The sequence below is a fragment of the Deinococcus aquiradiocola genome, from assembly GCF_014646915.1.
GTDB classification, from domain to species: Bacteria; Deinococcota; Deinococci; order Deinococcales; family Deinococcaceae; genus Deinococcus; species Deinococcus aquiradiocola.
This window is the reverse complement of record NZ_BMOE01000014.1, coordinates 26317-48235: the sequence shown is the minus strand read 5'-3', so window position 1 is coordinate 48235 and position 21919 is coordinate 26317. Positions and strand designations below refer to the sequence as shown.

Here is a 21919-nt window from a genome sequence, read left to right as displayed (position 1 = left end):
CTGGTTCACAAGGCTCCAGACAATCTGAGGTGATGAAGCATTCGGCGCAATCGGGCGCCTAGCCGGATGCAGAGCCAGTGGCGCGACCGGCAGAAGTTGGCAGCAACCAGCGTCTGTCGGCTTTGTGTTGGTGAGGCACCAGCACGTGAGGAGAGTTACATGAAGAAGCTCATGACAATCGTGGTCCTGCTCGGATCGGCGTCCGCACAGACGGCGACGCCCGCCAAGACCACACCCGCGACCCCGCCCGTCAAGGTGTCGCTGGCACAGGACGGGATCAAGACCGCCACCGTCAACGGCAAGGCCGTCGAGACCGTGGTCCCCTCCCCCAAGACGGTCCTGCCGGGCGACGTGCTGCGAGAAGAGGTCACCGTGACCAACGTCTCCACCAAAGTCGTCCGCAACTCGGTGATCAGCGTCCCGGTTCCCAAAGGCACCGTGTACGCCGGAAACGCCACCCCCACCGGCGACCGCTGGAACACGGTGTACAGCATCGACGGCGGCAAGACCTTCACCGCGACGCCCATGAAGACCGTCACCGTGACCGAGAACGGCAAGAGCGTCACCAAACAGGTCGCTGCGCCCGCCAACGAGTACACCAACGTCCGCTGGGTCATCGCCCAGCTCGCGGCCGACGAGTCCCTGAAGCTCAGCTTCCGGGTGCGCGTCAACTGATCCTCCTTTCTTCCCGCATCACCGCGCGTGCTGCGTCCGTCATCCCCTGCGTCGTCTCTCGTCCCGTTGCCCCCGCGTTCACCTGAACCCCGATTCCTGAGGAGGAATGCATGAAGAAGTCCCTGAGTCTGCTCTCGCTGATGGTCGCCCTGGCCGCCGGTGCCGCTGGCGCCACCGGCACCACCGCCGGCACCACGATCTCCAACACCGCCCAGATCAGCTTCGCTGACGACGCCGGCGTGGCCCAGCCGACCGTCAACTCCAACACGGTCACCACGACCGTGCTGCCCAACCCCAGCTTCACCATCACCCCCAACCAGACCACGGCCGGCACCACGCCCACCCAGGCGGCCGACTACGCCAACCCCGGCCAGAGCCTCACCAGCATCAAGCCCGGCGACACCGTCTCCTTCCAGTACACCCTGACCAACACCGGCAACGTCAACGGCGAGAGCTACGCCCTGACCACCCCCAGCGTCGGCGGTACCGGAACGGGACTCACCACCGCGAACGTGAAGTACTACCCCGCCAGCGCCGACACCAGCGGCGACGGCGTGCTGAGCGCCGCCGAAGTCGCGGCCTCCACCCCCATCACCACCATCAGCGGCGTCGCCCAGGACACGTCCGTCAAGTTCTACCAGGTGTACGTCGTCCCCACGACCGCCACCAACGGCCAGACCTACGGCAGCAGCCCCACCGGCACGCGCCAGGCGAACGGCACGGCCGGCACCACCAACGAGCCCGCCGCGCCCTTCACGCAGCCGACCGACAGCAACAACGCCAACCTCGTGACCATCAGCCGCACGGACGCCGGCGTCATCGGCCCGAAAGGCTACGCGGCCGGCAACGCGCCCGCCGGTACGACCGACACCACCACCACCACCGGCATCACCATCGCCGAGCTGAACGACACCTCGACCGCCCCGGCGACCAGCACCACCACCAAGGTCACCTTCACCAACACGATCACCAACACCGGTAACCGCACCGACACCTTCGACATCACCGCCGCGAGCCTCAACCTGCCGGCCGGCGCGACCGTCCGCATCCTCGACGCGAGCGGCGCGGTCCTGACCGACACCGACAGCGACGGCACCGTCGACACCGGCACCATTGCCGCGGGCGCCAGCAAGGACATCCGCATCGAGGTGACCTTCCCGGCGGGCAGCACCACCACCGACAACACCAAGCAGCCCACCGTGACCGTCACGGCCAAGAGCAGCAACGACGCCACCAAGACCGACACCACCACCGACACGGTCCTGCTGCCCGGCGTCGCCTACGGTGACAAGACCGCCACCGGCCCCGACGCCACCCAGACCCCCACCCAGACCGCGCCCACCCCGGCCGGCAACAACCCCGGCGGCAGCACCTCCGTCACCCTGACGAGCGTGCCGATGCAGATCAAGAACACCGGCGGCGCCCCCGAGGCGTTCACGCCCGCCGGCACCGTCACCTTCAGCACCCCCACCGGCAGCGTCACGGTGCCCGTCACGTACCTCCCCGACGCGAACTGCGACGGCACGGCCGACAGCACCACCGCCATCACCGCCACGCCCAGCGTGGCCCCCGGCGCGACGTACTGCCTGATCCCCGTCGTGAGCATCCCCAACAACGCCTACCCCGGCGCGTACCCGGTCACGCAGAGCGTCACCGGCAACACCACCGGCGTCACGGCGAACGACACCAACGACACCATCACCATCCCCAAGGTCGGCACGCCCACCAACTACGTCGTGAAGGCCGTGGACCTCGCGAGCGCCAAGCCCGGTGACACCGTCACGTACAGCATCACCGGCCAGGACACCGGCAACGCCAACATCAAGGCTGCCATCGTGTCCGACACGCTCCCCACCAACACCAGCTTCGTGAGCATCAGCGCGACCACCGCCATCGCGGCGCCCGCCAAGATCCTCTACCGCGTCGGCGGGACCGGCGCCTGGTCCGCCACCGCGCCCACCGCGCTCGCGGCGGCCACCAAGGTCGAAGTGGCCGTGGACAGCAACAACGACAACACCATCGACAACAACGACATCCTGAAGCCCGGTCAGAGCTTCGTCGTGACCTTCAAGGTCAAGATCAACTGATCCCCGCCGGGTGTGCCCCGCCTCCTGGGGCACACCCGTTTTCCCCACACCAGTCCCTCACCTGTTCGGCACGACCCTTTTTCCCGCACCACCCCTTTCGCAGTTCCCGTTTTGCTTCACGCGCCGCCCAAATCCAGAAACTCCTTTCATGTACAGCTCCAACCGCGTCGCCGCAGTGGCATGATGAACTCCATCCGGACCATGTTGGGCAGACGCACTCCGTCAACATCTACCCCGTCCCCCCGCCCGGAGGCTTCATGCGTCACCATCCCCTAACCCACCTGCTGGCCCTGATCGTGACCCTGCTGGGTCTGGCAGGCGCTGCCGGAACTCCGGCCGGCACCGTGATCGAGAACCAGGCGACCTTCCAGGGCGTCAGTGACGACGGCAGCGGCGCTCCCTTCACCGCCCGCTCCGCCACCGTGCAGACGGTCGTCTCGCAGGTCTGCTCGCTGAGCGTCCTGCCGAACGGTACCCTGAGCGCCCCCGGCCAGAGCGTCAACCTGCTGCCCGCCGAGACGGCCACGCTGCACTACACGCTCAGCAACACCGGCAACGCCGTCAACACCTTCACGCTCAGCACCACCACCGACCGCAGTTCCGCCTTCACGCCCGGCGACCTGAGCGTGCACCTCGACGCGAACGGCAACGGCCTGATCGACACGGACGAGCCCGCCGTCACGTCCATCGACCTGCCCGCCGACGGCAGCGCCGCGCTCCTCGTGCGGGCCAGCACCCAGAACGGCAGCCGCGGTCAGGCCTTCCTGAACCTCGCGGCGGTCTGCGCGGCGGCCCTGGGCGGCGCGACCGACAGCGACAACGTCGCCCGCCTCGACGTGGCCGACCCGCCCGCCCTGGCGCTCAGCAAGAGCTTCGACGCGGCGCGCGTCATGCCGGGCGGCGTGGTCGGCGTGACCCTCGGCCTGAGCAACACCGGCAGCGGCACCTCCCGCGAAGTGATCGTCACGGACCTCCTGAACACCCCCGACATGCAGGGCTTCACGTACGTGCCCGGCAGCGCCAGCACCGCCACGGGCCGTGTGGAGTTCACGTCCGACGGCAGCACCTGGATGAGCGGCGAACCGAACAGCGTGATCGGCCTGCGCTGGCGGCTCGACAGTCTCGCCAGCGGCGCGAGCGGCAGCCTGACCTTCCGCCTCACCGCGCCCCCCACCGAGGTCGGCACGCGCCGCAACGTCGCGCAGCTCAGCAGCCCCGGCACGCCCGACACGCAGACCGGCGCGACCGTCGACGTGCGCTACGCGCCCCTCATCGCGGTCGGCCCGATCGGGAACGCGCAGGCCCTGCCCGGCGGTGAACTCAGCAGCGACGACCTGCAGACCAAGGACATGATCTTCGCGAACCAGACGACCTGCTTCAGGCACACCGAGCAGAACCTCGGGGACCGCGACGACACCCTCAGCGTGCGCGCCGAAGTCACGACCGGCACCGCCGAACCCCAGCTCCTCGAACTCGACGGCAGCCCCATGCGTCAGAACCTCACGCTCGCGCCCGGCGCCACGCACGACTTCCAGGTGTGCCTCACCCCGCAGGTGGGCGGCATTCAGAGCATCCGCGCGCAGGACGTGAACGGCACCCCCTGGGAGGAACTGCGCCTCACGGTCAGCGGCACGCGCGGCGCACCCGAGAACGCCACCCTCGACCGCGTGGGCGACATCGTGATCGGCCAGCCGGGCCTCACCAAGACCGTCAGCCCCACCGGCACCGTCAAGCAGGGCGAGACCCTCACGTACACCCTGACCGTCCTGAACCCCCTGCCCGTCGACATCCACAATGTCGTGCTCAGCGACCCGCTCGACAGCCACCTGGAATACCTGTCGTCCGACAACGGCACCTACGCGGGCGGCACCGTCACGTGGACCATCGGCACCATCCCCGCCGGGCAGACCGTCACGCGCACCGTCACGGCCCGCGTCGCGACCGGCACGCCGGACGACACGGTCATCAGCAACGCCTTCACGCTCACCAGCACCGAGTTCGTGCAGCCGGTCCCGTCGGCGCCCGTCACCACGCCCGTCTTCTCCGGCAGCCTGGTGTTCAGCAAGACCAGCACGCCCGCCGAGGTCAGCATCGGGGACATCGTCACGTACACCTTCCTCGTCCGGAACCCCTCCACCGTCGCCACCATGCGCAGGGTCGAGATCACGGACAGCATGCCGGTCGGCCTGGAATACATTCCCGGCAGCAGCCGCTTCAACGGCGCGCCCATCAACGACCCCACCATCACCGGCACGGACCACGTCTGGGTGCTGCCGGAACTCGGGCCCGGCGCGCAGCACGAGGTGATCTTCGAGGCGCGCGTCCTGCCGAGCGCGACCGGCGACCGCATCCAGAACACCGCCATCGCCCGCGCCATCTCCGCGAACGGCTCCGAGATTCCCGAGCAGTCCGCCAGCGCCACCAACCGCATCACGCCGCTGCTGTTCGCGCCGGTCGGGGACATCGTCGGGTACGTGTTCCAGGACGTGCAGCGCAACGGCCGCTACGACCAGGGCGTGGACGTGCCCGTCCAGAACGCCCGCGTGATCCTCGCGAACGGCCGCATCGCCCTGACGGACGCCACCGGCCGCTACCACTTCGGGAGCGTCCGCGAGGGCTTCGCGGCACTGCGGCTCGACCCGTCCAGCGTCGCGCAGCAGCCGCTCACCGTCCCGCAGGACGGCGGTCGCCCCGGCAGCCGCGGCGTGTACGTCCGCAACCTCACCAGCGTGGACTTCGCGCTGCAACCGAACGCCGGGAACGTCGACGTGATCCGCGACACCACCCTCAGCATGGGCACTGCCCAGGCCCCCGGCGTGCTGCAGGTCCGCAAGCAGGTCTTCACGACCGCCGAGGACAACGTGTACCGAGTGCAGGTCACCGTCACCGCCGCGCAGGCCCTCGCGGGCTTCACCCTGCAGGACCCGCTCCCACAGGGCGCGACGCTGCTGGACGGCAGCAACACCCTCACCCTCGACCCCCTGCCCGCCGCTGAACGCACGTTCACGTACCGCTTCCGCTTCACGGGCGCGCCCGGGTCCGCCGTCACGGATCCCGTGGCCGGATGGAGGTACTGATGAACCCCGACACGTCCTCCGGCAGCAACGGGTCCCGCCGCGCCCTCGTCACCACCCGCGCCCTCAGCACCATCACGGCCGCCCTGATCAGCGGGGCTGCCGCGCAGGAAGTCAGCACCTCCCTGCCGCTCACCAGCGTCGGCGACAAGCTCATGTGGACGGTCGGCGACCAGGACCTGCGCCTCGTGGTCGGCATGGCGGGCCGCGTGCAGCTCGACGTGTACAGCGCCCAGTTCGACCCCAAGGACTACCGCAGCAGCAGCGAGTACGGGGACGAAGGGTACGGCGGCACGGTCAGCAGCACCTTCATGCTCATCGACGCGCGCGGGCAGGTCGTCCGCACCCGCAACTTCGGGGTCGGGAAGCCCGACTGGCAGACCTTCCTGAACGACGACCTCGCGGCAGGGACGTACACGCTGCGCGTGCAGACGCAGGGCAAAGGCAAGAACACCTTCGCGATCCGCCTGAACACCATCAGTGCCGCCGTCGAAGCGGACCGCCTGAACGTCAACGTACACGCCAAGGACTGGATCCCGGCCCTGAACGTCGCCAGCGGCGGCGGGAACCTCGAACTGCACATGTACGACGGGGACGGCCCCAGCGAGATGGAAGCCGAACTGCGCGACGCGCAGGGCCGCGTGTACCCGCTCAAGGTGTCCGGCGACCTCGGCTGGGACACCCTGCCGCTGCCGGACGTGCCCGGCAACTACACCCTGTACCTGCGCCAGCCGGACGCCGCGAAACAGTACAGCAACACCGTCGGCTTCTCGCTGCAGAAGGACGGCCAGGACACCCCCCTCACCGTCGTGCGGGCCGACAGCACCGGACGCCTGGACGTCAGCGCCGAACTGGTCCTCCCGGACGGCAACGAGGCGACCGGCGCCGACGTGACGGTCGGTGACCGCCAGATCGCACTGAAGCACGACACCACCCTCAACCTCCCGGCAGGCGCGTACCCGGTCGCCGTGCAGCCCGTCGCGGGCGCTGAGACCACCGTCAGCACCGCCCAGGCGACCGTCGTCAAGGGCGGGACCGCGCAGGTCAGGGTGCAGATCAGGCCGAGCGTGGACCTGAAGTTCACGGCCGACAAGACGCAGGTGTGCGTGGGCGACGTGGTGACCTTCACCGCGCAGGCCAGCACCGCCTTCGACCGGCAGGCGCTGCCCGCCAGCCTGCACGTCACGCTCCCGGACGGCCTGAGCACAGACGGCGACACCGCCACCACCGCCCGCGTGGACGCCGCGCACCCCGCGCAGCTGCGCTTCGAGGCCAGAGCCACGCGTGCCGGCACGCTGGAAGCGAGCGCCGGACTGCAACCCTGGGGCCGCAGCCAGACGCTGCCGGTGCAGGTGCTGCCCACCGCCACGCAGATCGAACTGCGCCGCGCGGACGTCCCGGCGGCCCTGCCGGGCGATGTGGTCACCGTCAGCCTGAGTGTCACGAACACCTCCGGCGCGGACGCCCCCTACCGCCTCGTGGACGCGCCCGGCGCGGGCCTCACGGCGCTCGACCCGGTCATCTTCAGCGGCGAGCTGAAGCCCGGCGAGTCCCGCACCCTCAGCTACCGCGCCCGCGTGAGCGCCGAGGCGGGCGGCAGCAGCGAACTGAACGCCACGCTCAGCAGCAACTGCGAGAGCCGCCAGAGCGTGAAGGGTCAGTTCGTTGCCGCCACGCCCGCACCCGCCCCGGAAACGCCCACCCCCGAAGCGGCGACCCCCGCCGCCGCCGATCCCGCCCCGCAGGCCGCGCCGGAAGCGCCCGCGCCCGTCATCGTGGTGGCGCGCAACTCCACTGTCCGTATTCCCTTCGACGCGCCGCGCGCCGCCACGCAGCTCGTGGTGGCCCACACGCCGCCGCAGGGCGCCAGTTACGTGCCCGGCAGCAGCCTGCTGAACGGCAAACCCACCGCCGACCCGCTCGTCGGACCGAGCGGCCGCCTGTACTGGACGACGCCCGGCGCGCCGCGCGGGGTGCTCACGTACACCCTCCGGCACCAGGAGGCCCTGCCGGACCTGGAGACGCCCTCCCTGCTCGGCCGTTACGCGCTGGGCCGCCAGGAAGTCCTCGCCGGTCACGTCGACCCCGACGACCTGAAGGCCGCCGTCGCCGCCGGACAGGCACAGGCCAGCGAGAACGACGGCAGCATCCGCCTGCCCGTCGCGGGCACCGTGTACCGCGACCGCGACCGCGTCACGGTCGCCGTGGTCAGCCAGGGCGCCACGCCCGACGCCGACCCCACCCTTCCCACCGTCAACGGGCACGCCGTGGACGCCAGCGCGCTCGGGCAGACCACCCTCGACACCGAGGCGGACACCGCGCGCCGCGAGTTCTACGGCGTGCAGCTGCGCCCCGGCGAGAACGTCATCAGCTACGGCGGGCAGAGCGTCAAGGTGTACCTCGCGAGCGCGCCCGTCACCGCGCAGATCACGCCCGTGCAGCTCGTCGCGGACGGCGTGCAGCCCATCAAGCTGAAGCTGAAGCTGCTCGACATCAACGGCCTGACGCCCGGCACGCCCAGCGTCACCGTCGAATCCAGCCTCGACCCGCTCACCCCGGACGCCAGACCCACCGTCGCGAGCCAGCAGGTGGTCCTCAGGAACGGCGAGGGCAGCCTGGAACTCCCCGCGATCAGCGCCCCCACCCGCTTCACCGTCCGCGTCCTCGTGGGCAGCGGCGTCATCACCCGCACCTTCGAGGCGACACCCAGCAGGACCCGCGTCGGGGTGGGCTTCGTCAGCCTCACCGGCAGCCTCGGCAGCGGCGGCAGCGGCACGGCCTACGAGGCGCGCAGCCAGGGGTACTTCGAGACGCCGCTCGGCGCGGGCAAACTGTACGTGGCGGGCGCGGGCGCCCTGCGCGGCGGGGCCGGACAGGTCACCGAAACCACCCGCTCCGACGGCACCAACGTCAGCGACCCGACCGTCACCACCGGCCCCGGCGTCACCTTCGACCGGTCACAGGGCCTGCCCAGCACCAGCAACCCCCTGCAGCGCTACCCCGGCTACGGCGACAGCTCCACCGAGCAGATCCCGCTGCAGGGCATCGACCCGGTCGCGTTCCGCTACGAGCACCCGGACTTCAGCGCGTCCTACCGCCAGTCCGCACTGCCCATCGACGTGTTCAGCATCGGCGGGAACATCACGGCGCTCTCCGCGTACACGCACGGCACGCCACAGGTCGCGGGCTTCGTGGCCGCCCTGCCCGGCAGCCTCGTCACCGACACGCTGCCCTCCAACGGCACGCGCGTCGTGCGCCTCAGCAAGACCGACGTGTCGCCCGACAGCGAAACGGTGGACCTCGTGGTCACGGACCGCCTGACGGGCGCGCAGACGCTGCGCCGCCTGACCGCGTACACCGACTACACCCTCGACCCCGTCGCGGGCGTGCTGTACTTCAGCCGCGCCATCGGCCTGCTCGACGAGGCCGGGAACGCCCAGTCGCTGCGCGTCGTGTACCGCGTGACCGCCACCGACGGCAACCGCACCCTCGCGTACGGCGCGCAGATCAGCACGCACGTCGGGGACAGCCTGACGCTCGGCGCGGCCGCCGTCCACATGGACGACGTCACCACCGTCGGCGTGCGCGCCCGCTACGACAGCACCGCCGGGGCCTCCACCCAGGCGTCCGCCGGGACCGTCGTCGGCGACCTGCTCGCCGCGTACGCGGGCGGCCTGATGGTCAACGGCAGCCTCAACGGCCGGACCGAGCACCTCGACTACAGCGCCAGCCTGCGCTACCAGGACCAGAACTACGCCGGACTGAACCCCGTCGACAAGGGCGTGGCCGCCACCGCCAGCGTCGACGCGCGCCTCAGCGAGCACTTCGGCGTGCGCCTCGCCGCGCAGTACGCGGACGGCAGCTACGAACTCGGCCGCACCACCAACCAGGCCGTGACGGGCAGCGACACCACCGGCAGCGGCAACCAGGGCGGCCTCGTGAGCCTGCAGGGCCGCTACCAGAACGGCGTGCTGCGCCTCGGGGCGGGCGTCCAGGCGGGCTTCGGCGCGCAGCAGGGCATCTCGGCCCTCGTGAGCGCCGGGTACACTGCCGGGCCGCTCGACCTGAGCGTCGACCACGCCCAGCCCATCGGGAGCGGCACGCAGGACCCCGTCACGACCGCCGCCGCCAAGGTGCAGGTCGCCGAGAACGTCACCCTCGTCGCCCGTGACGTGATCGACTGGGGTGGCCAGAACGCGGACGGCAGCAGCGACCCCATCAGCCAGCAGGCCAGCCTGGGCCTGCAGACGCGCCTGGGCGGCACGAACCTCTCGGTCGGTTACGACCTCCCCAACGCCAGCGGCAGCGGCAACCGCGCCCGCTTCGGCGTGGACACCACCCTCCCGCTCAGCGACAAGTTCAGCGTCAACCTGAGTGGCGGGTACCTCTACAACCTCAGCACCAGGGCCGGCGACTGGAACGCCGGGGCGAGCGTCCGCTACGCCGCCGAGAAGCTCGTCGCGAGCGCCGGAGCGGACGCGTCCACCACGTCCGGCGTGTTCCGCACCGTCCTCAAGACCGGCCTCAGCTACTCCCTGAACGACCAGTGGAGCGTCACGCTGGACGCCACCCGCGTGCTCGGCTCCGCCGACCAGGTCGGCACGAGCGTCGCCGCGTCCACCGCCCTGCGCAACGGACCCCTGCAGGGCCTCGCGTACCTCCGCTACCAGGACGGCTCGCTCGGCGGCAGCCAGCCACAGGTGATCGGCGAGGCGAACGCCGAGTACCACCTCGACCACCTGAGCGTGCGTGCGGGCGTCGCCGGACGCATGCTCGTCAGCGACCCCGGCAGCCTAACCGTGCAGCCGTCCGTGAGCGGCACATACTACCTGAACGACTTCATCGGGGTCGGCGTCGCCGGACGTGCCATCTACCAGCCGTCCAGCAACTACAGCGCGTACAGCTTCGGGCTGGAAGGCAGCCTGCGCGCCCTGCCCGGCACCTGGGTCACGCTCGGCTACAACGCCATCGGCTTCGACGGCATCAGCGGCAACATCAGCACCCGCAAGGGCCTGTACCTGCGCCTGGACCTGATGCTGGACGAGGGGGAGCAGAAGTGAGAGAACACAACGACAGGCCCGGCCACTCCTGGCTGAGGCGTTGGCAACGCACCGTCACCACGCTCGGGGTCCTGCTGACCACGCTGGGCGCCGCCACACTCGGCACCGCCCAGGCGGGCAGCGCCTGCACCACCGTGTACGGCACGCGTGTCTCCGGCGGCACGTACACCTCCGTGTACTACGACCCGTACGCGAACACCTACAACACCCTCGGGAACACGCCCACCACCGCCCCCAACGCGGCCGCGCTCGACCCGGCCACGGGACGCATGTACTACGTGGACCAGACCAGCAACGCTCTGTACTACTACGACCCCGCCACCAAGGCCTTCAGTGCCAGCCTCGGCACCGTGCCCGCCCCCGCGCCCGGCAACACCGCTCCGGCCCTGGTGGGCACCAACACCTCGCCGCGCATCATCGGCGCGACCTTCGCCGCGAACGGCAATCTGTACGTGCTGTACAGCTCCCTGAACGCTGGTCGCACCTACGTCGGTCAGATCAATGCCGCCAGCGGCGCGCTCATCGGCACGTACAACGAACTGAAGTCCAACGGCAACGCCGTCGTGTCCCCCACCACCAACGGCGACATCGCCACCAACGGCACCACCGACTACGCCGTGGTGGAACCGAACGCCATCCCCACCATCTACGCCGTGAACCTCGGGACGGGCGTACTCAGCAGCCCCGTGCAGCTGAAGCTCGGCGGCGCGACCCTCACCAACACCACCACCACCGTCAACGGCCTCGCCTACAACCCCGTCACGCGGCAGTACTACGTGAACCTGAGCAGCAGCACCATCACCGCCAACAACGGCCTGTTCCTGCTGGACATCGGCACCGGCACCCTCACCGACCCGAACAGCGGCGCGACCTTCAGCGGCATCACCGACCTCGCGAGCTGCGGCGTCGTGCCGGACGTGCCCACGCTCGCCAAGAGCTTCACGCCCGCCACCGTCACCTCCGCGCCCGCCAACACCACCCTCACCCTCACGTTCGGGAACACCAACACCGCGCCGTACTACCTGACCAAGGACCTGACGGACACCTTCCCCGCCACGCCCGGCCAGATGGTCGTCGCGTCCACGCCCGCCCTTGCCGGCACCTGCCTCGCAGCGAGCGGCAGCACCCAGGGCAACGCCGCGCTCGTCACGACCGCCGCGGCCGACAAGCAGCTCACCGTCAAGGCGGGCCTCGTGATCCCGGTGGGCGGCTGCACCGTCACGGTGGCCGTCACGGCCCCCGCGCTCGGCGCGTACACCAACACCATCGCCTCGGGTGCCGTGCAGACCACCGCCGGGAACACCCTGGTCGCCGCGAACGCCGTCCTGACGGTGCAGGCCACCCCGGCCCTCAGCATCGTCAAGACCCACGCGCCCGCCACCCTCGCCGCCGCCGGGCAGGGCACGTACACCCTGACCGTCACGAACGCCGCCGCCGCGAGCGGCACCACCCGACTCAGCACCAGCGGCACCGTCACCGTCACCGACACGCTGCCCGCCACGCTCGGCATCGCGCCCGTCTCCGGCTTCCAGGTCGTGTCGAATGGCGTCACATGGACCTGCAGCTACGTCGACGAACTCACCAGCACCTACAAGACGAGCGGGCAGACCGTCACCTGCACCACCACCGGCGCCATCGCCCCGAGCGTCAGCACCGCCATCAGCTTCGCCGTGACGGTCCTGCCCGACGCGACCGGCACCATCAGCAACACCGCGTCCGTCAGCGGCGGCGGCGACCCCTACAACGGCGGCGCCGTCCCCACCAGCGCCACCTGCGACGCCACCCACTGCAGCACCGACACCGCCCCCGTCACGGCCCTCCCCACCCCGCCCACCACCTGCAGCACCGGCACCACCACCAATCTGCTCTCCACGCCCAACACCACCGCCTTCTACAACCAGGACACCGGCACGGTCTCCACCCCCGTCCCGCTCGTCACCAACGCCGCCGCGTACCGGCAGGGCGTCGGGACAGCCAGCGCGTACATCGTGGACATGGACTGGTGGTTCAACAACGGCACCCCCAACCCCTCCAACGCCTCCACCCTGTCCCTGTACGTGAACGGCACCGAGTACGCCCGCCTCACCGGCAACGCCGGGCTGGGCGGCGCCGCGCAGATCACCGCCCTGAACGGCGCGGCCGTCTCGGCCACCTGGGTGAACCGCGGCTACTACCAGGGCGTGTACCCCAAGGTCGAGAGCTACGTGACGCTGCCCACCAGCGTCGCCGGGGTGAGCAGCGCCGAACTGCGCTTCACGGGCGGCACGAGCGGCACCTCCGACGACATCGGCTTCAACGTGCGCGCCATCAACGCCTGCGTGAAGCCCGTCGCGCAGGTCAGCGCCGTCAAGACCGTGCAGAACATCTCCACCGGCGGCGCGGTCGGCAGCAACAGCAGCGGCAAACCCGGCGAGATCCTCGAATACTGCATCGTGACCACCAACACCGGCACCCTCAACACCACCAAGCTCGCCTTCAGCGACACCGTGCCCGGCAACACCAGCGCCAGGAGTGCCGCGTACGGCACCAACCAGGACATCAAGCTGATCCTGCCGTCCGGCACGACGTACGCGACCTTCGCGGCCGACACGGACGCCGGACAGCTGGGCGGCGGCGCCATCGCCGTGAACCTGCCCACCCTGGTCCTGACGCCCGGGCAGACCTTCACCGTCTGCTTCCGCGCCACCATCGGCTGACGCGCCCGGACAGCAGCGAGGGCCAGCCATGATCGGGCTGGCCCTCGCTGCCGTGGGGCGCGGTTCAGGTGGCGGACGGTGCGGGCAGGTGGGCGAGGACCTGCGCGATGATTTCCGGCAGCGTCCCGCTCCCCGTGTCGATGTGAATGGCGTCCGGGGCAGGCGCGGACTGCCGCACGTCCCGCTCGTCCCGCAGTTTCAGGGCCGCCTCCACGCTGTCCACGTCCTGCGCGCGTTCCTTCACGCGCCGTTCCGCTCGCACGCGGGCACTCGCGTGCAGGTAGAACTTGTGGTCCGCGTGCGGGAAGACGGTGCTGCCCATGTCGCGCCCCTCCGCCAGGAAGGGCGGCGTCAGGGCGCGCAACTGCGCGTTCACCCACTCGCGCAGGCCCGGTAGGACGGCCGCCGCGCTCACGTGCGCGTCCACTTCCGCCGTGTGCAGCGCCTCGCTGATGTCCCGTCCGGCCTGCCATACCTGATTGCCTTCCGGGAGGGGGCGCAGGTCCAGCGGCGTCCCAGCCTGGGTCTGTGCGTGCAGCAGGTCCAGCAGTGGCCCCTCGGCCTCCGGGGTGTCCAGCGGCAGGCCGTGCTGCAGGGCCGCCCAGGTGGCCGCGCGGTACAGCAGGCCGCTGCTGAGGTAGGGGACGTGCAGGGCGCGGGCCACGCCGGACGCCACACTGGATTTTCCGCTGGCCGCCACGCCGTCAATGGTCACGATCACCGCAGCAGTGTAGCGTCCCCGTCCGCGCCGCTCCAGGGACGACCGTTAGGACAGGAGAGGGGAGGGTCCTGCCGTTACTTGTTGCGGGTACTGTCAGGCGCGAGCGGCTGCAGCGCGCCGGGACTCGCGGCCTGAGGCGCGTCCCGCAGGGCCGTGAGGGCCGCGTTCAGCAGGACGTCCTCGCCCTGCGCGAGCCTGGAGATGTCGTCCTTGCCGGGCACGTCCGGCTTCACCTGCGTCGGGTAGGGCGTACCGTCCGGCTTCACGTAGTTGATGACCGTGAGCTGCAGCGCCGCGTCCCCGAGCGGAAAGACCTGCGTGGCGGTGTTGCCGACCCCGGCCGTCGCCTCGCCCACGATCGGGCCGCGCCGCGCGTACTGCACCTCGAAGGCGAAGAACTCGCTGCACGACGCGCTCGCCTGATCCACCACCACCGCCAGCGGACCCGTCCAGAAGGCGGGCATCTGCACGGCGTCGCGCCGCTGCCCGTCCTCCAGGCGCGTGCCCATGCTGACCACGGTGCGCGTGTCGCCGCTCTCGCTGCGGCTGAGCCGCGAGAAGTTCGGGACGAAGGCACTGGCGGCCTCGTCACACTCGAAGAGGTTGCCGCCCGTGTTGCCGCGCAGGTCCACCACGATACCGGTCGCCTGATCCCGGTTCGCCTGCGCCACGAGTTCGTGTACGCGGTCCGCGACGCCGCCGCCCGCCAGGAAGGTCGGGATGGCGATCACGTCCACCGTGCCCACGCGCGTCATGCGGGGCAGGTCGCGCGTGGTGCTCTCGCGCGAGGTGAGCGTCACGCTGATCTGCGCCTGGCCGCGCTGCACGCCGAGCACGGTGGGCGTGCCCGCCTCCTTGGCCTTCTTGAGGGCGTCGTAGGTGTACGGCTGACTGCCCAGGGTGCGGAGCACGTCGCCGCGCCGCAGGTCCGCGTCGGCCGCTGCACTGCCGGGAATGACGGACGTGACGACGCGCGACTCGCCGTCGAGTTTCGCGAGCCGCACCCCGAACTGCAGGCGGGTGCCGCCGGTCGCTTCGGCCACGAAGCTCTGGTACTCGTCGGGCCGCTCGAAGAAGCTGTGCTCGTCGCCGAGCGCGTCGATCTCGGCCTCCAGGACCGGGTACGCAGCGTCACGCGCGCAGTCCGCGCCGTCCTTCTGGCAGGCCGCGTCGAGCTTCAACTGGTAATCGCGGGCGAGCTTGACGCGGTCCACGGTGCTCAGCCCGCCGTACTGGCTGCTCAAAAGGGCATTCACCTGATTGAAGAGCCGCTGGGCGGGCGAGCGTCCGGAGGGGGCGGTGGTGCCGGACACGCCCCCGCGCGTCTGAATGCTGCCCGCGGCCAGCGTGCAGGAGGTGGCCGAAAGGGTCAGGGCCGACATGGCCGCCAGCGCAACCAGCTTCTTGTGGGGACGCGTCATTGTCCCCTCAGTGTGCGCCCGCCGGATGGGGAGCGGATGTGTCGCAGGCTGCCGTGAGGACGCCAGAATAGGTCTGGACCCGGCCAGGAAAAGAAGCGCGCCCGTCCCGGATGGGAGGGCGCACTGCGGGGGAAGGTGGGCGTGCTTCGACCGGCGAGCGTTCAGCGGGTGCGACGCAGCAGAGAAGCGTTCAGCGGGTGCGGTGCTGCAGGGAAGCGTTCAGCGGGTGCGGTGCTGCAGGGAAGCGTCAGCGGGTGCGCGGGTCGAAGGCGTCGCGGACCGCGTCGCCGAACAGGTTCCAGCCGAGCGAGAACAGGATGATGAACACCGCCGGGAACACCGTGACGTACCAGTACGGCCCGTCCAGCCAGTTGCGGGCGTAGTTCATGATCTGGCCCCAGTCGGTGTAGCCGTCCGGCAGGCCGATCCCCAGGAACGACAGCGCGGCGATGCTGAGCGGAATGGTGCCCAGGTCGAGGATGGCGCTCGTGAGGAGCGGCGTGATGCTGTTGGGGATGACGTGCTTGCTGATCATGCGCCAGTCGTTCGCGCCGAGGCTGCGCGCGCCGTCCACGTACTCCAGCTTGCGGGTGCGCAGCACCTCGCCGCGGATGAGGCGGGCGTAACCGGCCCAGCCGGTCACGCAGAACGACAGGATGATGGTGCCGATGTTGCGGCCCAGGATCGTGATGAGCACGACCGACAGGATCAGGCCGGGGAACGAGAAGATGATGTCGATGAACCGCTGGATGAGGTTGTCGATCCAGCCGCCGTAGTAGCCGCTGACCGCGCCGACCACGATGCCGACCAGCACCGTGATGCCCACGATGACCAGGCCGTAGAAGATGTCGTAGCCGTTGCTGGTCCCGAAGTACGCGTCCTTGCTGGGCGCGACGGGCACGGGCGAGAAGCTGTCGCGCTGCGTCTGGTAGCAGCTCTGCGGGGGCACGAAGATGCCCTTCCAGAAGGCGCTGCCCAGCGGGTTGTAGATCTGGTTGGGGCTCGTCATGTTCAGGTCGCGCAGGCAGTTGCCGCCCGGCTTGGCGATGAGCGGCGCGAACACGGCCGTCAGCAGGAACAGCAGCGTGATGATCAGGCCCGCCACGGCGAGCTTGTTGCGCTTGAGCTTGACGACCGGGCGGGACACCCAGAATTCCTGGAAGCGGCTGCGGCGGGCGGGGGTGGGGGTGGGGATGGCGGTCATATCAGTCGAACCTCACGCGGGGGTCCACCACACCGTACAGTACGTCCGTCAGGGTGCTGACGAGCACCACGATCATGGCGGTGACCAGGCTGAAGCCCAGCACGGCGGGCACGTCGAAGTTCCCGGCGGCTGAACCGGCCCACTGGCCGATCCCGGGGTACGCGAAGATGGTCTCGGTGATGATGCTGCCGCCGAGCAGGCCGATGATCGTGAAGCCCGCGAGCGTCACCACGGGCAGCAGCGCGTTGCGGCGCGCGTGCTTGCCGGTCACGCGGCCCTCGGGGAGGCCCTTGCTGCGCGCGGTACGGACGTAGTCGCTGCTGAGCGCTTCGAGCATCTGGGCGCGCATGATCTTGATGATGCTGGCGCTCGACACGATGGTGAGGGTCGCGACGGGCAGCGCGAGGTGGCGCAGCACGTCGATCGTGATGGCGGGCTTGCCGTTCAGCAGGCCGTCCACGCTGAGCATGCCGGTGTAACGCTTGAAGTCCGGGTCGAGCACCGTGAACTGGTTGATGGTGTCGAGCTGCCCCGGCCCGGGCGCCCAGCCGAGCGTGCCGTAGAAGAACTTCAGCATCAGGATGCCGAGCACGAAGGTGGGCAGGCTGTAGCCCAGCACCGTGAACACCCGCATGATCTGGTCCAGCAGGCGGTCCTTGTGCAGCGCCGAGAGCGTGCCGAGCCACACGCCGATCAGGATGATCGGGATGGCGGCCAGGATCGCGAGTTCAAGCGTGGCGGGCAGGCGTTCCCCGATGGTTTCCAGCACCGGTTTGCTGCTGGTCTTGGAGAAGCCCAGGTCGCCCTGCGCGACGCTGCTCACCCAGCGGCCGTACTGCACCGGGAAGGGTTGGTCGAAGCCGTGGTCACGGATGATCTTGTCGATCTGTGCGGCCTGCTGTTCGCTGCGGATATAGCCTGAAGCGCGCTGCTCGGGGCTGAGCAGCTGCGTCAGTCCGACGATCATGATGGACAGCACCACCATGACGACCGGGATCTGAATCAGACGACGAAGGATAAAGGTCAACATGCTTCTCCAAAGGTACGGCAAAACGGGCGGCTGGACTAGACAGCGGGGTACGGTGCGTGGACCGCGGCCCGCCGTGACCGGACGGGGACACCTGCACCGGCCGTGACGCCGGTGGGGCGTGCAGGCGTGTGGGGCAGGCGGGACGTGCCCAGGGTGACGGTTCCGGGAGGAGCGTCCTGCACCGGCGGCATCCAGACACACTAAAGGTCAGGTGAACAGTGTAGATGAGAAGGTGCGGGATTTGCGTCCCGGCCTGCCCCCCGCGCGGCCCTGTCCGGTCACGCCAGTCCGGTCACGTCAGGCGGGCGGGTGAGGCCTGTGCAGCCTCATCCCGCCCGGTTTGCTGTGGTCCTGCCTGGTCCCGGCGTGCGCCCGCGTGGGCGTCCGGCCGGGGACCGTGAGGATCAGTTCTTGCTGAGCGTCTTCCAGAGCACGCCGGTGGTGGCGTCGGAACGCATGGGGTTGTAGGTGGCGGCGCTGACGCCCTTGATGTTGTCACGCAGGATCGTGAAGGCGATGCCGGCGGGAACGAGCATGTAGGGCGCCTGGTCGTAGGCGCGCTGCGCGACCTGGGCGTACAGCTTGGTGCGGGCGATCGGATCGACCGTCGTGCGGGCCTGGTCGAGCCACTTGTCGACGCTGGCGTCCTTCCAGTTGCTGCGGGGGTAGTAGTACCCGTTGCTGCTGTAGAAGGTGTACATGAAGTTGTCCGGGTCGGCGTAGTCGGGCGCCCAGCCGAGGATCACCATGGCTTCCTTGCCGTTCTTGGAGTCGGTGAGCATCTGCGACCACTGCTTGGCGTTGATGTTGATCTTGAACTTGGGGTTCAGCGCCTCGACGTTCTTCTTGAGGATCTCCATCGCGGTCTGGGCAGCGACGGCGCCCGCGCGGTAGTTGACGTTCAGGCTGAAGCCGTTCTTCCAGACGTTGCCGCCGAAGGCGCGCTTGAAGTACGCGGTGGCCTGGGCGGGGTTGTAGCTGTACGTCTTGACGCTCTTGACGTAGCCGGGGAAGGTGTCGGGGAGGAGCATGGTGCGCTGCTTGCCCTTGCCCTGCTGCACGTCCTTGATGTAGCCGGCGTAGTCGAAGGAGTAGCTGAAGGCGCGGCGGACGTTCACGTCACTGAAGAAGTTGGCGGGGACGCCCTTGCCGTCCAGCTTGCCGCTGCCGAGCAGGGCGGAGTCCTTGATGTTCTCGTTCATGAAGAACGCGGTGGCGACGGTGTTGGGGAGGTTGTCGATGAAGGCCACGCCGGGCTTGCCGACGAGCTGCTCCTGGACGTTGGCGCGCGCGCCCGTCTCGATCAGGTCGGCGTCGCCGCGCAGGAAGGCCTGGTAGCGGGTGGCCTGCTCGGGCACCTTCTGCCAGATGATGTTCTTGATGCTGGGCTTGGCGCCCCAGTAGCTGGGGAAGGCCTTCAGCAGGATGCTGTTGGCGTCGCGGTTCACGAGCTGGTACGCGCCGGTGCCGCTGGGCTTCTTGTCGAGGGCGCCGCCGGTCAGGTCCTTGCCGACCCAGTCCTTCCAGGTGGCTTCGGTGCCGTTCCACTCGCCCTGCTGCACGGCCCACTTCATGTCCACGATGCTCTGGCCGGTGAAGGCGAGCTTGGCGAGGAAGGCGGGGTCGGCCTGGGGGAGCGTGAAGACGAGCTGGCCCTGGGCGTTGCACTTCACGGCCGCCGTGATCTTGGCGAAGGTGACGCTGGGGTCGTCCTTGGCGTTGCTGCTCGTGCCGAGGAGCGACTCGGAGAGGAACCAGTTGCCGGACTCGGCGCTGTTGGTCACGAGGTTGCGGCGGAAGCTGTACTCGGCGTCGGCGCAGGTGAAGGCGTTGCCGCTGTGGAACTTGACGCCCTTGCGGAGGCTGACGACCAGGGTCTTGCCGCTGTTGGTGTAGGTGGGGATGGCGCTGGCGAGCAGGGGGTCGAAGGCACGGAGGCTGGAGCCCTTGTAGGTCCAGAGGGTCTCGTAGATGTTCTCGGTGAACTGGCCCGACGCGGTGTCGTAGGTGACGCCGGGGTCGAGGGTGGGGATGTCGGCCGACTCCTGGATGACCAGGGTGTCCTTGGGGGTGGCGGCGCTGGCGACGCCTCCGATCAACAGCAGAGTGGTGATGAATCCGAGTTTCTTCATGACGTTCCTCCTGGTATTCCCGCGCATGTCCCCGTGTCCGTCGTGTGCCCGGTCCTGCGAGGTTCTACTCTGTTGCCCTCACGCCTCTCCCCGCTTGCCGCTGGCCGGTCGGGGAGCTGTCTAGGTGTTCGGATGGCAAATGATAGCTCAAGACTTTCGGGCGTACATGATGACCGCATAGGGGCACCGTGGGAAGTATGCAGTGTGCATTTGTATGCACGGTGACTTGGCCTACATAGTGTGGGCTTATGCACCGAAACAGCGTCCAGCACCTGTCATTTGACTTGCGGGAACCCCTCCTCACTTTGCATATGTGAGAAAATATGTGTATAAATCCTGTCAGGTTGTGGAAGCTGCCCACACACTATACACACCCACCGTCAGCCGCATGCCAGCCTTTACGCGCCCCAAACCGCCCCCCACAGTCAGGCCGCCGCCCGCCGGGCCTCTATACTGCCGGACGTGAAGAAACGCATTCTGCTGCTCGCCGGAGGGCAGTCCGGAGAACACGAAGTCAGCCTGATGAGCGCCAGAAGCGTCCTGTCGGCCCTGCCCGCCGACAAGTTCGACGTCACCCCCCTCGTCGTGAGCCGCCAGGGCCGCTGGCTTCCCCCCTCCGACACCGGCCGCGCCCTCGAACTCGGCCGCGCCGACCACGGCGGCGAGAACCTCCTCAAACAGGCCGCGCACGTCCAGGGCTACGACCTCGTGTTCCCGCTCCTGCACGGCCCCAACGGCGAAGACGGCACCGTGCAGGGCCTCCTCACGCTCGCGGGCATCCCCTACGTCGGCTCCGGCGTGCTCGGCAGCGCCGCCAGCATGGACAAGGTCATGACCAAGCAGGTGCTCGCCAGCGCGGGCATCCCACAGGTCGACTACCGCCTCGCCACGCGCCGTCAGTGGCGCGAGCATCCCGACAGCGTCCGCGACCTCGCCGCCGAACTCGGCCTGCCGCTCTTCGTGAAGCCCGCCAACATGGGCTCCAGCGTCGGCATCAGCAAGGTCCGCAGCGAGATGGAACTCGACGCCGCCCTCGACCTCGCCTTCAGCATGGACCGCCGCGTGATCCTGGAAGCCATGACGCCCGGCAAACCCCGCGAACTGGAGGTCGGCATCCTCGGCAACGACGCCCCCATCGCGTCCCCGGTCGGCGAACTGCGCTTCAGCGCCGACTTCTACGACTACCAGACCAAGTACACCGAAGGGCACGCCGAGATGTGCATCCCCGCCGACGTGCCCGCCGACCTCGCCGAACAGGTCCGCAGCCTCGCCCTGCGCGCCTTCCTGGCCCTGGACTGCGCCGGACTCGCCCGCATCGACTTCTTCTACGTGAACGGCAGGGGCGACGCGCCCGGCCAGCTGTACCTCAACGAGGTCAACACCATGCCCGGCTTCACCACCACCAGCATGTACCCCAAGCTGTGGGAAGCGGCCGGCTGGAGTTACGCCGACCTCGTCACGCGCCTCGTGGAACTCGCCCTCGAAGAACGCTGACCGCCCCCAGACGAACCGCGCCGCCGCTCCGAACTTCGGGGCGGCGGCGCGACTCGCTGAAATCAGAGGCCGAAGAAGGCGCGGTTCTTCTGGATGTATTCCGTCTCACCGGCCGGAACGTCCTCTTCCGGGTAGATGGCGCTCACGGGGCAGGCAGGCACGCACGCGCCGCAGTCGATGCACTCGTCAGGGTGGATGAGGAACATCTCACCGCCGTCGTAGATGCACTCCACCGGGCACACTTCGGTGCAGGCCTGGTCTTTGGTTCCGATGCAAGGGCTGACAATGACGTGAGGCATAGTGCCAACATTATGCAGAAGCGGGG

At 69.3% G+C, this 21919-nt stretch carries 12 protein-coding genes and 1 riboswitch; of the genes, 6 read left to right on the top strand and 6 right to left on the bottom strand.

All coding sequences use genetic code 11. The annotated features are described in order from the left end of the window. Nucleotides 1–16: 16 nt before the first annotated feature. Nucleotides 17–100: riboswitch (cyclic di-GMP riboswitch) on the top strand. A gap of 59 nt (nucleotides 101–159) precedes the next feature. The 5 genes from IEY33_RS15965 to IEY33_RS15945 all read left to right on the top strand — a co-directional run bounded on the left by IEY33_RS15965 (nucleotide 160) and on the right by IEY33_RS15945 (nucleotide 13592). Further along, nucleotides 160–675, top strand: coding sequence for a hypothetical protein (locus IEY33_RS15965; RefSeq protein ID WP_188964286.1), 516 nt, complete (start codon nucleotides 160–162; stop codon nucleotides 673–675). 110 nt (nucleotides 676–785) lie between these two features. After that, a complete protein-coding gene (locus IEY33_RS15960; protein WP_188964285.1) occupies nucleotides 786–2762 on the top strand; it encodes a DUF11 domain-containing protein in 1977 nt (658 codons plus the stop codon). A gap of 257 nt (nucleotides 2763–3019) precedes the next feature. After that, nucleotides 3020–5839, top strand: a complete 2820-nt coding sequence (locus tag IEY33_RS15955; RefSeq protein ID WP_188964284.1) for a DUF11 domain-containing protein — start codon at nucleotides 3020–3022, stop codon at nucleotides 5837–5839. Continuing rightward, complete coding sequence (locus IEY33_RS15950) at nucleotides 5839–10896, top strand: porin family protein (RefSeq protein ID WP_188964283.1); 5058 nt, start codon at nucleotides 5839–5841, stop codon at nucleotides 10894–10896. The genes IEY33_RS15955 and IEY33_RS15950 overlap by 1 nt, the downstream gene beginning before the upstream one ends. Next, nucleotides 10893–13592 carry a beta strand repeat-containing protein gene (locus tag IEY33_RS15945; protein ID WP_188964282.1) on the top strand — a complete coding sequence of 900 codons (2700 nt, stop codon included), beginning with the start codon at nucleotides 10893–10895 and terminating at the stop codon, nucleotides 13590–13592. The genes IEY33_RS15950 and IEY33_RS15945 overlap by 4 nt, the downstream gene beginning before the upstream one ends. A gap of 64 nt (nucleotides 13593–13656) precedes the next feature. On the opposite strand, the gene cmk is transcribed toward IEY33_RS15945, so the two are convergent. The 5 genes from cmk to IEY33_RS15920 all read right to left on the bottom strand — a co-directional run bounded on the left by cmk (nucleotide 13657) and on the right by IEY33_RS15920 (nucleotide 20100). Further along, nucleotides 13657–14313: a (d)CMP kinase gene (gene cmk, locus IEY33_RS15940; RefSeq protein ID WP_188964281.1), complete on the bottom strand. Its 657-nt coding sequence runs from the start codon at nucleotides 14311–14313 to the stop codon at nucleotides 13657–13659. A gap of 74 nt (nucleotides 14314–14387) precedes the next feature. Continuing rightward, nucleotides 14388–15734, bottom strand: a complete 1347-nt coding sequence (locus tag IEY33_RS15935) for a S41 family peptidase (RefSeq protein ID WP_229671080.1) — start codon at nucleotides 15732–15734, stop codon at nucleotides 14388–14390. A gap of 247 nt (nucleotides 15735–15981) precedes the next feature. Next, complete coding sequence (locus tag IEY33_RS15930; protein ID WP_188964280.1) at nucleotides 15982–16938, bottom strand: ABC transporter permease; 957 nt, start codon at nucleotides 16936–16938, stop codon at nucleotides 15982–15984. Nucleotide 16939: 1 nt separating this feature from the next. Beyond that, complete coding sequence (locus IEY33_RS15925) at nucleotides 16940–17968, bottom strand: ABC transporter permease (protein ID WP_188964279.1); 1029 nt, start codon at nucleotides 17966–17968, stop codon at nucleotides 16940–16942. A 404-nt stretch (nucleotides 17969–18372) separates the two neighbouring features. Then, nucleotides 18373–20100: an ABC transporter substrate-binding protein gene (locus tag IEY33_RS15920; protein ID WP_188964278.1), complete on the bottom strand. Its 1728-nt coding sequence runs from the start codon at nucleotides 20098–20100 to the stop codon at nucleotides 18373–18375. Nucleotides 20101–20562: 462 nt separating this feature from the next. On the opposite strand from IEY33_RS15920, the gene IEY33_RS15915 reads away from it, so the two are divergent. Beyond that, the gene (locus tag IEY33_RS15915) at nucleotides 20563–21594 is read left to right on the top strand and encodes a D-alanine--D-alanine ligase family protein (protein WP_188964277.1); all 1032 of its coding nucleotides are present in this window, start codon (nucleotides 20563–20565) and stop codon (nucleotides 21592–21594) included. Between the two features lie 62 nt (nucleotides 21595–21656). Here IEY33_RS15915 and IEY33_RS15910 read toward each other — a convergent pair whose 3' ends face one another. Then, nucleotides 21657–21893, bottom strand: coding sequence for a ferredoxin (locus tag IEY33_RS15910; protein WP_188964276.1), 237 nt, complete (start codon nucleotides 21891–21893; stop codon nucleotides 21657–21659). Between the last annotated feature and the right edge of the window lie 26 nt (nucleotides 21894–21919).